The following is a 12,617-nucleotide window of genomic DNA, read 5'->3' on the forward strand; positions in this document are numbered from 1 at the left end:
TCGCCCCCGGTGGGGGGGCCCCCCCCCCCCCCGCGGGGGGGCCCCGGCGTGGGCGGGCTCGCCATTGGGGTCTCGGGGGGGCCAGGGGGGGGCCACCCCGGCCGGGCCCCAGGCCCGCAGGCTCAAGGGGCCGGACGAACTGGGCATCGTCGCCTTCGAGCGCGGCCACTTCACCTCCTACTCCGCCTGCGGCATCCCGTACTGGGTCGGCGGCGACGTCGACAAGCGCGACGACCTCATCGCCCGTACGCCCGAGGAGCACCGGGCCCGCTCGATCGATCTGCGCACCCGCACCGAGGTGACGGAGATCGACGTCGCCGGCCGACGTGTGCGTGCCCTGGACCGCGAGAGCGGCGAGACGTACTGGACCGGCTTCGACAAGCTGGTGATCGCGACCGGAGCGCGGCCCGTGCGGCCCGGGCTCCCGGGCATGGACGCTCCCGGAGTGCACGGGGTGCAGACGCTCGACGACGGACAGGCTCTCCTGGACTCGCTGGACCGGGCCCCGGGGCGCCGGGCCGTCGTGGTCGGCGCGGGGTACATCGGCGTCGAGATGGCCGAGGCGATGCTGAAGCGCGGCTTCGAGGTGACGGTGCTCAACCGTGGCGCACAGCCCATGGCCACGCTCGACCCGGACATGGGCCGCCTCGTCCACGACGCGATGGACGGCCTGGGCATCACCACCGTCAACGGCGCGGCCGTCACCCGGATCCTCACCGGCGAGGACGGCCGTGTCACGGCGGTCGCGACGGAGGACGGCACCTACCCCGCGGACGTGGTGGTGCTCGGCATCGGCGTCGAGCCGGAGACCGCGCTGGCCCGCGCCGCCGGTCTGCCGGTCGGTCCGCACGGAGGGCTGCTGACGGATCTGTCCATGCGGGTCGTCGGCCACGACAACATCTGGGCCGGCGGCGACTGCGTCGAGGTGCTCGACCTGGTGGCCGGCCGCACCCGGCACATCGCCCTGGGCACCCACGCCAACAAGCACGGCCAGATCATCGGTTCCAACGTGGGCGGCGGCTACGGCACGTTCCCCGGCGTCGTCGGTACGGCGGTGAGCAAGGTCTGCGACCTGGAGATCGCCCGGACCGGGCTGCGCGAGAAGGACGCGCGCGCGGTCGGGCTGCGCTACGTCACCGCGACGATCGAGTCGACGGGCCGGGCGGGCTACTACCCGGGAGCGCAGCCGATGACGGTGAAGATGCTCGCGGAGTACCGCACCGGCCGGCTCCTGGGGGTGCAGATCGTCGGCCGCGACGGGGCGGCCAAGCGCGTGGACGTCGCGGCGGTGGCGCTGACCGCCGGTATGACGGTGGAGGCCATGACGGCGCTCGACCTCGGCTACGCCCCGCCGTTCTCACCGGTCTGGGACCCGGTGCTGGTGGCTGCCCGCAAGGCGGTGACCGCGGTGCGGAAGGCGGGAACGGCCTGAACCGCGGACGGCCCCGGCCGCGTCCCCTCGTAGGATGCCTTCAGTTCGAACGCGAGGAGCCCCCTGATGTCCGTACTCGGCCTGTCCATCCTGCTGTTGGGCGCTGCCGCCTGCGTGGGCCTCGGCGTCCTCCTGAGCAGCAGCCGCCCGCGCCTCCCGGCCCGCTGGGTCAACCGCTCGGGCCGCAACTGCCCGAGCTGCGGCAGCGGCTTCCGGGTGAGGACGGTCGTCTCCGAGGACCGGCTCAACGGAATGCTGGAGTGCCGGTCCTGCGCCCGGGTCTGGGACCCGGAGCAGCACCGCGTCTGAGTCAGCGTGCCGTCTGCTCGTGCACGTACGCCACGAGCCGCGTCAGCGCGTCCGGGTCGGTCGTCGGCATGACTCCGTGGCCCAGGTTGAAGACATGGCCGTCGAGACCGGCGGCGGCGTCGAGCACCTCGCGGGTCTTCGCCTCCACCGTCGCCGTCGGCGCGAACAGCACCGCCGGGTCGAGGTTGCCCTGCAGTGCCTTGCCGGGGCCGACCCGCCGCGCGCCCTCGTCCATCGGCACGCGCCAGTCGACGCCCACGACGTCCGCGCCCGCCTCACCCATCAGTCCGAGCAGTTCGCCGGTGCCGACGCCGAAGTGGATGCGGGGGACGCCGTATCCGGCGACGGCGTCGAACACCTTCGCGGAGGCCGGCATGACGGAGCGGCGGTAGTCGGCGGGTGCGAGCGCCCCGACCCAGGAGTCGAAGAGCTGGACCGCCGAGGCGCCCGCCTCGATCTGGACCTTCAGGAACGCACCGGTGATCTCCGCGAGCCGGTCGAGCAGATCGGCCCAGAGCTCCGGGTCGCCGTACATCATGGCCTTGGTGCGCTCGTGGTTCCGCGACGGACCGCCCTCGACGAGGTAACTCGCGAGAGTGAACGGCGCACCGGCGAAACCGATGAGCGGCGTGGCACCCAGTTCGGCCGTGAGCATGCCGATCGCCTCGGTGACGTACGAGACGTCCTCGGGCGTGAGGTCGCGCAGCCGGGCAAGATCGGCGCGGGTCCGGATGGGCTCGGCGATCACCGGGCCGATGCCGGGCTTGATGTCGAGATCGATGCCGATGGCCTTGAGCGGGACGACGATGTCGCTGAAGTAGATGGCGGCGTCGACCTTGTGACGGCGCACGGGCTGGAGCGTGATCTCCGTGACCAGCTCCGGCATCATGCAGGAGTCGAGCATCGCGATGCCCTCACGGACCTTCAGGTACTCGGGCAGCGAACGCCCCGCCTGGCGCATGAACCAGACCGGCGTGTGCGGTACGGGCTCGCGTCGGCACGCCTTGAGGAACGCCGACTCATGGGTGGCGGATGTCGTCTGCGGGCCCGAGGGGCCTTCGTTGGCACTCACACCAGAATCTTCGCATGAAGCGGTACGGAGCCGCCCCGGCCGGGTGTCCCTCCCTGCGCGAGGCTCCGGTTCCGCCTACTCTTCCCCGCATGGCTCCGGCTCAGGGACAATTCTCCGATCATTCCGATGGCGCTGACACCAAGAAGAGTGCGGAGGGTGATTCCGTCCCACCCGCGTTCCGGGCGGCTGTCGATGCGCTCCGCTCCACGCGTCTGCGACCCGAACTGGAGGTCGAGCCGACACGACCGCCCCAGCGGCTCGCCCCGCACGCGTACGCACTGGAGGCCGCGGTCGTCGACGGAGAGGACGATCTGGCCGACGGCCGCCTCGTGCTGCTGCACGATCCGTCCGGGCACGACGCCTGGCAGGGCACCTTCCGTCTGGTGACGCTCGTACGGGCGGAACTGGAACCTGAGATGGCGGCCGATCCGCTGCTTCCCGAGGTGTGCTGGTCCTGGCTGACGGGTGCGCTGGACGCGCGCGGCCTGTCGTACGGCGAAGCGGGCGGCACGGTGACCCGCGCCGGATCGCACTACTTCGGCGCGCTGGCCGAGCGCCGTCCGGCGACCCAGATCGAGATCCGGGCTTCCTGGACGCCGCGCGAGGGGCGCGGCGGGGTGCCGGACGTGGCCGGCCACCTGGTCGCGTGGGGTGATCTGCTCTGCCAGATCGCCGGCCTGCCGCCGTCGGGAACGTCCGACGCGGCGGTGGTGACCCTGCCCCAGCGGCGCGGTCCACAGGTGTCGTAACACCGCGTCACCCCAGGGAGAGCCGGTCGCTCAGAGACCGGCTCTCTTTTCGTACAATCGATCGCGCGTCCTATTTGCCCGAATTGTTACTCATCAAATCGTGATCTTCCTCTAAAGGAGGACGGGTCTGCTGCCGAAGAGGTCAATGACCCTTCAAGCACGGTTCGCCCCGGCTTCATCCCCGAGCCGGCCCGTCCCGCCACTCCCCAGGAGGCCTGGTGTCCGTTCTCCTCGAGCAGCCCGCAAGCCTGGTCGCCTACCGCCCGAACAAGCCGACGGCCATGGTCGTCGTGGCCGACCCGCGCGTCCGTTCCACCGTCACCCGCCATCTGTGGGCACTCGGAGTACGTGACGTCATCGAGGCGTCGTCCATCGCGGAGGCCCGCCCCCGCGTCAGCAACCCCCGCGACATCTGCGTTGCCGACGTCCACCTGCCCGACGGTTCCGGGCTGACCCTGCTGTCCGAGACCCGAGCCGCCGGCTGGCCGAACGGCCTCGCCCTCTCCGCCGCCGATGACATCGGCGCCGTTCGCAACGCCCTCGCGGGCGGCGTGAAGGGCTACGTCGTCACCGGTACCCGCACCAACATCGGTCACCCCACCCGCCCCGGCGTCGCCCCGATCGGCGCCAACGCCGCCCGTATGCACCGTCGGCCCCCCGGTTCCCCGAGCCACCCGGGCGGCTACCGCGAACTGTCCGGCCGTGAGGTGGAGGTACTCCGCCTGGTCGCCGAAGGCCAGTCCAACAAGGCCATCGGCGTCTCGATGGGTCTCTCCGCCCTCACCGTCAAGAGCCACCTCGCCCGCATCGCCCGCAAGCTCGGCACCGGAGACCGAGCGGGAATGGTCGCCGTCGCCCTGCGGACGGGCATCATCCACTGACCCCGGTCCCGCGGTGCGCACAGATGCGTACCAGGCCGGTTTACGTGCATCATCGCCCGTCGACGGAAGGTTCCGTCGGCGGGCGCTGTACATACACAGATACCCTTGGCATGTGACCGACGCCCAAGAGACCGCAGCAGACACCTCACTGCGAACCACCGGGGGCGCCCCCCCGGACGACGTCGCCCCGGCGCCGATCCCCTTGCTCGAACCGCGCGAGGGCATTCCCCCGGTGGTGGCGACCGACGACGCGCTGGCCGAGGTCATCGCGGCCTTCGCCGCGGGCACCGGCCCCGTCGCCGTCGACGCCGAGCGTGCGTCCGGCTATCGCTACGGGCAGCGCGCCTACCTCGTACAGCTGCGCCGCGAGGGTGCGGGAAGCGCGCTGATCGACCCGGTGGGCTGCCCGGACCTGTCGGGCCTCGGCGAGGCCCTCACCGGCACCGAGTGGATCCTGCACGCCGCCACCCAGGACCTGCCCTGTCTGCGCGACATAGGCATGGTCCCCACCTCGCTCTTCGACACCGAGCTCGCCGGACGCCTGGCGGGATTCCCGCGGGTCGGCCTCGGCGCCATAGTCGAGAACGTGCTCGGTTACGCCCTGGAGAAGGGCCACTCCGCGGTCGACTGGTCCACCCGCCCGCTGCCCGACCCGTGGCTGCGCTACGCCGCGCTCGATGTCGAACTGCTGGTCGACCTGCGTGACGCCCTGGAGGAGGAGCTGGACCGGCAGGGCAAGCTGGAGTGGGCGCGGGAGGAGTTCGACGCGATCGCCTCGGCGCCGCCCGCACCCCCGCGCAAGGACCCGTGGCGCCGCACCTCAGGCATGCACAAGGTGCGCCGACGCCGTCAGATCGCGGTCGTAAGGGAGCTGTGGACGGCCCGCGACGAGGTCGCTCAGCGCCGTGACATCTCCCCCGGCAAAGTGCTCGGTGACGCCGCGATCGTCGAGGCGGCCCTCGCCATGCCGGTCAACGTGCAGGCCCTGACCGCGCTGCCCGGCTTCGGCCACCGCATGGGCCGCCGTCAGCTGGAGCAGTGGCAGGCGGCCGTGGACCGGGCCAAGGAACTGCCCGACTCCGAGCTCCCGCAGCCCGGCCAGCAGCCCGCAGGACCGCCGCCGCCCCGTTCCTGGGCGGACAAGGACCCGGCCGCCGCGGCCCGGCTGTCCGCGGCCCGCACCGCCGTGTCGGAGCTCGCCGAGCGGCTGCACATGCCTCAGGAGAACCTGATCACCCCGGACACCGTGCGCAGGGTCTGCTGGGAGCCGCCCAGGAACCTGACCCCGGACACGGTCGAGAGCGCCCTCTCCGGGCACGGCGCGAGGCACTGGCAGATCGAGCAGGTCGGCCCGCTGCTCCTGCGTGCCCTGGGCACCGGCGCGAGCGCCTGACCGCTCACCCCTTGCACTCCTGGACACCCCTGGCCTCCGGGCCGGGGGTGTTCTGTTTGATCACGCCGGCTTCGGGGACTACTGGGACCACGGGCGTCCCGGTGACCGTGCACCCCGCGCAGGCGGCGGGATCGCACGTGACGAGGAGCGAATTCACGCCACGTTCGCGGCCCGGATCGCGGTCGTACAGCGCCCCACGCACCCGTCCGCCGTAGGCGGTCCGCCCACTTCCCGCGTGTGACCTTCGCCGCTCCGGCCGTGGGGACTGGGCAGTCTGGTTACCCGCAAGTAGCATGAGGGTGGTGGCGCGCTCCTGGCGCGCCCCGCAGCAGTGCCATCCCGCACCCTGGAGGAGAGCCACCGTGCCTCGTACCATCCGGGACGTCGTCTTCGTCGACGGCGTCCGCACCCCGTTCGGCAAAGCGGGCCCGAAGGGCATCTACCACGAGACCCGCGCCGACGATCTCGTCGTGAAGGCCATCCGGGAGCTGCTGCGCCGCAACCCGGACCTGGACCCCGCCAAGATCGACGAGGTCGCCATCGCCGCGACCACGCAGATCGGCGACCAGGGCCTCACCCTCGGCCGCACCGCCGGAATCCTGGCCGGTCTGCCGCAGTCGGTCCCCGGTTACTCGATCGACCGCATGTGTGCGGGCGCCCTGACCGCCGTCACCGCGACGGCCGGTTCCATCGCGTTCGGCGCGTACGACGTCGTCGTCGCCGGTGGTGTCGAGCACATGGGCCGCCACCCGATGGGCGAGGGCGTGGACCCGAACCCGCGCTTCGTGTCGGAGAAGCTGGTCGACGAGTCCGCCCTGTTCATGGGCATGACCGCGGAGAACCTGCACGACAGGTACCCCACGATCACCAAGCAGCGCGCCGACGAGTACGCGGTGCGTTCGCAGGAGAAGGCCGCGAAGGCGTACGCCAACGGCAAGATCCAGCAGGACCTGGTGCCGGTCTCCGTGCGCCGCACCAACGCCGAGGCGGGCGAGACGGGCTGGGGCCTGGTCACCGCCGACGAGCCGATGCGTCCGGGCACCACGATGGAGTCCCTGGCCGGTCTGAAGACCCCGTTCCGCGCCCACGGCCGCGTGACGGCCGGTAACGCCGCGGGTCTCAACGACGGCGCCACCGCCTCGCTGCTCGCGGCCGAGGACGTCGCCCGCGAGCTGGGCCTCCCGGTCAAGATGCGCCTCGTGTCGTACGCCTTCGCGGGCGTCGAGCCGGAGGTCATGGGCTACGGCCCGATCCCGGCGACCGAGAAGGCCCTGTCCAAGGCGGGCCTCTCCATCTCCGACATCGGTCTCTTCGAGATCAACGAGGCCTTCGCCGTGCAGGTGCTCGCCTTCCTTGAGCACTACGGCATCGCCGACGACGACGCGCGCGTCAACCAGTACGGCGGCGCGATCGCCTACGGCCACCCGCTGGCCTCCTCCGGCGTCCGCCTGATGACTCAGCTGGCCCGCCAGTTCGAGGAGCAGCCGGAGGTCCGCTACGGCCTGACGACCATGTGCGTCGGCTTCGGCATGGGCGCGACGGTCGTCTGGGAGAACCCGAACTTCAACGGAGGCAACAAGTGAGCTCCACCACTGAGCTTCTGAAGGGTGCGGCCGAGCTGTTCCCCGGCGAGGTCGTCACCCAGGCGCACGTACGCCACCTGGAACTTCCGGCCGGTGCGGGCAACTTCGCCCTCATCACGCTGGACAACGGCCTGGACCACACCAAGCCGACCACCTTCGGACCGCAGTCGCTGGCGAACCTGAACGCCGCCATCGACCAGGTCGAGAAGGAGGCCGCCGAGGGCACGATCACCGGTATCGGCATCACCGGCAAGCCGTTCATCTTCGCGGTCGGCGCCGACCTCAAGGGTGTCGAGCTGCTCAAGGAGCACAAGGACGCTCTGGCCATCGGCAAGGGCGGCCACGACGTCTTCCGCCGGCTGTCCGGCCTCGCGGTGCCCACGTTCGCGTACTACAACGGCGCGGCCATGGGCGGCGGTGTCGAGGTCGGTCTGCACTGCTCGTACCGCACCGTCTCCAAGGCCCTGCCCGCGTTCTCGCTGCCCGAGGTCTTCCTCGGCCTGGTCCCCGGCTGGGGCGGCTGCGCGCTGCTTCCCAACCTGATCGGCGCCGACCGCGCGGTCTCGGTGATCATCGAGAACTCGCTGAACCAGAACCGCCAGCTCAAGGGCAAGCAGGTCTTCGAGCTCGGGATCGCCGACGCACTCTTCGAGGGCGCGGACTTCCTGGAGCAGTCGCTGATCTGGACCGCGTCCGTGCTGAACGGCTCGCTGACGGTGGAGCGCCCGGAGATCGACCGCGGGGAGGCCTGGGACCAGGCCGTCGCCCGCGGCAGGGCCATCGCCGACTCCAAGGTGCACGGTGCGGCCCCGGCCGCGTACCGCGCGCTGGAGATCATCGCCGCGGCCAAGGACGGCGACCTGAGCGCCGGCTTCGACGCCGAGGACCAGGCCCTCGCGGACCTGATCATGGGCGGCGAGCTGCGCTCCGGGATCTACTCCTTCAACCTGGTCCAGAAGCGCGCCAAGCGCCCGGCCGGCGCCCCGGACAAGGCCCTGGCCCGTCCGGTCACCAAGGTCGGCGTGGTGGGCGCGGGCCTGATGGCCTCGCAGCTCGCCCTGCTCTTCCTTCGCCGCCTCGAGGTGCCGGTCGTCCTCACGGACATCGACCAGGCACGCGTCGACAAGGGTGTGGGCTACGTCCACGCCGAGATCGACAAGCTGCTCGGCAAGCGCCGTATCAACCAGGACAAGGCCAACCGTTACAAGGGCCTGGTCTCCGGTGTGCTGGACAAGGCCGAGGGCTTCTCCGACGCCGACTTCATCATCGAGGCCGTCTTCGAGGAGATCGGCGTCAAGCAGCAGGTGTTCGCGGAGGTCGAGGCGGTCGCCCCGGCGCACGCGATCCTCGCCACCAACACCTCCTCGCTGTCGGTCACCGAGATGGCGTCGAAGCTGAAGAACCCGGAGCGGGTCGTCGGCTTCCACTTCTTCAACCCGGTCGCGATCCTCCCGCTGCTGGAAATCGTCCGCGGCGAGCAGACCGACGACGCCTCGCTGGCGACGGCGTTCGGCGTCGCCCGCAAGCTGAAGAAGACCGCGGTCCTGGTGAAGGACGCCCCGGCGTTCGTCGTCAACCGCATCCTCACCCGTTTCATGGGCGAGATCCAGAACATCATCGACGAGGGCACCTCGGTCGAGACCGCGGAGAAGGCCATCGAGCCCCTCGGTCTGCCGATGTCCCCGCTGGTGCTGCTGGAGCTGGTCGGCCCGGCGATCGGTCTGCACGTCTCCGAGACCCTGAACCGCGCCTTCCCGGAGCGCTTCACCGTCTCCGAGAACCTGGCCGCGGTGGTCAAGGCCGGCAAGCGCGGCTTCTACGTCTACGACTCCGGCAAGCCGGAGCTGGACCCGGAGGTCGCCGCCCTCCTCAAGCAGGGCGACACCGTCCTGTCCGAGGAGCAGGTCCGCGACCGCGTCCTGGACGCGGTGGCGCAGGAGATCGGTCTGATGCTGGACGAGGGCGTCGTCGCCGAGGCCCAGGACATCGACCTCTGCCTGATCACCGGCGCGGGCTGGCCCTTCCACCTGGGCGGTATCACGCCGTACCTGGACCGCGAGGGCGTCTCCGAGCGGGTCACGGGCAAGAAGTTCCTGGCGCAGGGCGTGGCGAGCGTTCCGGCGTAACCGCGCGTTTCTCGGACGGACGGGCCGCACAGGGATCTTTTCCTGTGCGGCCCGTCCGTGCGTGCGGAGTGGGGTGCGAGGCCTCGCCCCGGCACACTCTCCGACATCGACCAGGCCGGTGGGGCGAAGTCGTTCGACACCTCACCCGCCGCATCCGCCCCATGTTCACTTGGTTCATACGTTCCAACGCCCGTCTGTTCTATAGTGCTTGGTCAGTCGAACTTTCTTACGGACCGGCAAAGCCCCCCACCCGGGTCCCCCGTACTCCCCTGCCCGCAACGGGCAACGAGATTTGAGGACTCGAGCACGATGAGCCACGACCAGAGCACACCCGGCCCTCGCAACGGTTCCTCGGCTTCACCAACGGGAGGCCGAGGCCGCAAGAAGGAACGCAAGCGCCACCGCGGCCTCAAGATCACTCTTGGCGTCCTGCTCGTCCTGCTGCTCGCCGGAGGCGGCACGGTCTACTGGATGTACAGCAGTCTCGACGGCAACATCAAGGGCGTCGAGATCAACAAGGCGCTCGACGAGAAGGACCGCCCCGAGAAGCTCCCCACCACCGGGCAGAACCTGCTGGTGCTGGGATCGGACTCGAGGGCCGGGGCGGAGAACAAGGAGCTGGGCGGGGGCGGCAGCGTCGGCGGCGCCCGGTCCGACACCGCGATGGTCGTGCACATACCCGAGGGCCGGACCGAGGCCGTCGCCGTGTCCATCCCGCGCGACACGCTGGTGACCCGTCCGGAGTGCAGCAAGGCCGACGGTTCGAAGATGCCGTCCGCCGAGCGCGTGATGTTCAACTCCGTGTATTCCCAGGTCGGTCCGGCCTGTGTGGTCAAGACCGTGGAGAAGATGTCCGGGGTCCGGATCGACCACTACCTGGAGATCAACTTCGCCGGGTTCAAGGATCTGGTCGACGCGATCGGCGGCGTCACCGTCGAGGTCGAGGAACCGATCCGGGACAAGGCCTCCGGTCTCGACCTGGCCGCCGGTTCGCACAAGCTCAACGGCACCGAATCCCTCGCCTACGTCCGGACCCGGTACGGCATCGGTGACGGCAGCGACCTGGGACGGATCGGGCTCCAGCAGCAGTTCCTGCTCGCGCTGCTGACCGAGATCAAGTCTCAGGACCTGCTCGGCAGTCCGACGACCGCGTACAGGATCGCCAACTCGGCCACCAAGTCGCTCACGACGGACGAGGAGCTCGCCTCCCTGACCTCGCTCAGCGAGTTCGCCCAGTCGATGAACGGTGTCGACCCCGGTTCCATGGAGACCATCATGCTGCCGGTGGCCTACGACAAGCAGGACCCGAACCGCGTGGTGGCCTCGGAGCCGCAGGCCGGCGAACTCTGGAAGGCGATCCGCCAGGACGGCACGATCCCCGAGTCCGCCAAGAAGTCCCCGGCGACCGGCGGCTGATCCCGCCTCGTCCTCGATGGCTGGGTCCGGCCGTGGTCCGGTCCGGCCGGTTCCGGAACAGCGGCGGCCGCAGTCGTGAGGGACCCGTGTACGGGTCCGCGTACGACTGCGGCCGCTGCCGCGTCCTGTGGGGGCGGACAGGGTCAGGAGATGTTGTCCTTCTGCATACGGCTGTGCCGGCGCCCGTACAGGAAGTAGACGGCCACTCCGATCACCATCCAGATCGCGAACCGGAGCCACGTCTCGGCCGGAAGGTTGAGCATCAGCCACACCGAGGCGGCGACGGAGACGATCGGGAGCACAGGCACCCAGGGGGTGCGGAAGGCGCGGTGCAGGTCGGGGCGGGTGCGGCGCAGGACGATCACGCCGAGGGCGACGACCACGAAGGCGAACAGCGTGCCGATGTTCACCAGGGTCGCGAGCTCGTTGATGCTCGTGAATCCCGCCACGATCGCGATGATCACGCCGAGCAGGATGGTCGGGCGGTACGGGGTGCCGAATCGCGGGTGCGTCACCGAGAAGAACCGCGGGAGCAGCCCGTCGCGGCTCATCGCGAAGAACACCCGGGTCTGGCCGAGGAGCAGGATCATGCAGACCGTGGTGAGTCCGACCGCGGCGCCGAAGCTGATGACGCCCGCGTAGAAGGGGTGGCCGACGGCCTTGAAGGCGTCCGCGAGCGGGGCGCTGACGGAGAGTTCGGAGTAGTGCTGCATGCCGGTGACCACGAGCGACACGGCGACGTACAGAAGCGTGCAGATGAGGAGCGAGGCCAGGATGCCGCGCGGCATGTCCCGCTGGGGGACCTTGGTCTCCTCGGCCGCGGTGGCCACGACGTCGAAGCCGATGAAGGCGAAGAAGACGACGGAGGCGGCGGTGAAGATGCCCATGATGCCGAAGTTCGTCGGTTCGTAGCCGAACATCAGCTGGATCAGCGGGGCGTCCAGGCCCGAACCGGATTCCTGCGGCTGCGCGTCGGGGATGAACGGCGAGTAGTTGGCCGACTTGATGAAGAACAGGCCCGCCACGATCACGATGCCGACCACGGCCAGCTTGATGGCGACCACGACCGTCGTCACCCGGGCGGAGAGCTTCATCCCGAGCACCAGGATGACCGTCAGGATCAGGACGAGGGCGAAGGCCAGGATGTCGAAGCCGAATCCGTCCGTGGCGTCGGGACCGGAGAGCGCCTCGGGCATCGTCCAGTTGACGTTGTCCATGAGCGAGCGGACGTAGCCGGACCAGCCGACCGCCACCACCGCCGTGCCCAGGGCGAATTCGAGTACCAGGTCCCAGCCGATGATCCAGGCGACGAGTTCGCCGAGGGAGGCGTACGCGAAGGTGTACGCGGATCCCGCCACGGGAACGGTGGAGGCGAACTCGGCGTAGCAGAGTGCGGCCAGGGCGCAGACGATACCGGCGGCCACGAAGGCGAGAGCGGTCGCGGGGCCCGCCGTCTCCTTGGCGACCTTGCCCGTGAGGACGAAGATCCCGGTGCCGATGATGACACCCACTCCGAAGACCGTGAGGTCCAGCGCGGAGAGGGACTTCTTGAGCGCGTGGTCCGGTTCCTCCGTGTCCCTGATCGACTGTTCGACCGTCTTCGTCCGAAACAGTGTGTTCACCGGTCTGCCTCCGTGATCGTCCGTCGCCGCGTCC

The 12,617-nt window shown here is 70.2% G+C and carries 10 protein-coding genes; 8 read left to right on the forward strand and 2 right to left on the reverse strand.

Going from position 1 to position 12,617, the window contains the following annotated elements; translation table 11 throughout:
- The first annotated feature begins 64 nt into the window (after positions 1-64).
- Positions 65-1,432, forward strand: coding sequence for an FAD-dependent oxidoreductase (locus tag ACFW9O_RS33425; protein WP_384614581.1), 1,368 nt, complete (start codon positions 65-67; stop codon positions 1,430-1,432).
- 66 nt (positions 1,433-1,498) lie between these two features.
- Positions 1,499-1,741, forward strand: coding sequence for a hypothetical protein (locus tag ACFW9O_RS33430; protein WP_384614582.1), 243 nt, complete (start codon positions 1,499-1,501; stop codon positions 1,739-1,741).
- 1 nt (position 1,742) lies between these two features.
- Here ACFW9O_RS33430 and hemE read toward each other — a convergent pair whose 3' ends face one another.
- The gene (gene hemE / locus ACFW9O_RS33435) at positions 1,743-2,813 is read right to left on the reverse strand and encodes a uroporphyrinogen decarboxylase (protein ID WP_384614584.1); all 1,071 of its coding nucleotides are present in this window, start codon (positions 2,811-2,813) and stop codon (positions 1,743-1,745) included.
- 89 nt (positions 2,814-2,902) lie between these two features.
- Here hemE and ACFW9O_RS33440 point away from each other — a divergent pair, with 89 nt between their 5' ends.
- The 6 genes from ACFW9O_RS33440 to ACFW9O_RS33465 all read left to right on the forward strand — a co-directional run bounded on the left by ACFW9O_RS33440 (position 2,903) and on the right by ACFW9O_RS33465 (position 10,961).
- Positions 2,903-3,562: a DUF3000 domain-containing protein gene (locus ACFW9O_RS33440; RefSeq protein ID WP_384614586.1), complete on the forward strand. Its 660-nt coding sequence runs from the start codon at positions 2,903-2,905 to the stop codon at positions 3,560-3,562.
- 218 nt (positions 3,563-3,780) lie between these two features.
- Complete coding sequence (locus ACFW9O_RS33445) at positions 3,781-4,443, forward strand: response regulator transcription factor (RefSeq protein WP_351180313.1); 663 nt, start codon at positions 3,781-3,783, stop codon at positions 4,441-4,443.
- Positions 4,444-4,555: 112 nt separating this feature from the next.
- Positions 4,556-5,836, forward strand: coding sequence for a ribonuclease D (locus ACFW9O_RS33450; protein ID WP_351180316.1), 1,281 nt, complete (start codon positions 4,556-4,558; stop codon positions 5,834-5,836).
- Between the two features lie 362 nt (positions 5,837-6,198).
- Positions 6,199-7,419, forward strand: coding sequence for an acetyl-CoA C-acyltransferase (locus tag ACFW9O_RS33455; protein WP_351180318.1), 1,221 nt, complete (start codon positions 6,199-6,201; stop codon positions 7,417-7,419).
- Entirely contained in the window at positions 7,416-9,545 is a 2,130-nt protein-coding gene (locus tag ACFW9O_RS33460; protein WP_351180321.1) for a 3-hydroxyacyl-CoA dehydrogenase NAD-binding domain-containing protein, read from the forward strand. Before ACFW9O_RS33455 ends, ACFW9O_RS33460 begins: the two co-directional genes overlap by 4 nt.
- Before the next feature lie 309 nt (positions 9,546-9,854).
- Positions 9,855-10,961 (forward strand): LCP family protein, encoded by a 1,107-nt coding sequence (locus tag ACFW9O_RS33465; protein ID WP_384614589.1) that lies wholly within the window; start codon positions 9,855-9,857, stop codon positions 10,959-10,961.
- Positions 10,962-11,104: 143 nt separating this feature from the next.
- Here ACFW9O_RS33465 and ACFW9O_RS33470 read toward each other — a convergent pair whose 3' ends face one another.
- Positions 11,105-12,574 (reverse strand): amino acid permease, encoded by a 1,470-nt coding sequence (locus ACFW9O_RS33470; protein ID WP_384614609.1) that lies wholly within the window; start codon positions 12,572-12,574, stop codon positions 11,105-11,107.
- Positions 12,575-12,617: the final 43 nt, after the last annotated feature.

The sequence above is a fragment of the Streptomyces sp. NPDC059499 genome, assembly GCF_042749285.1.
Classification (GTDB): Bacteria; Actinomycetota; Actinomycetes; order Streptomycetales; family Streptomycetaceae; genus Streptomyces.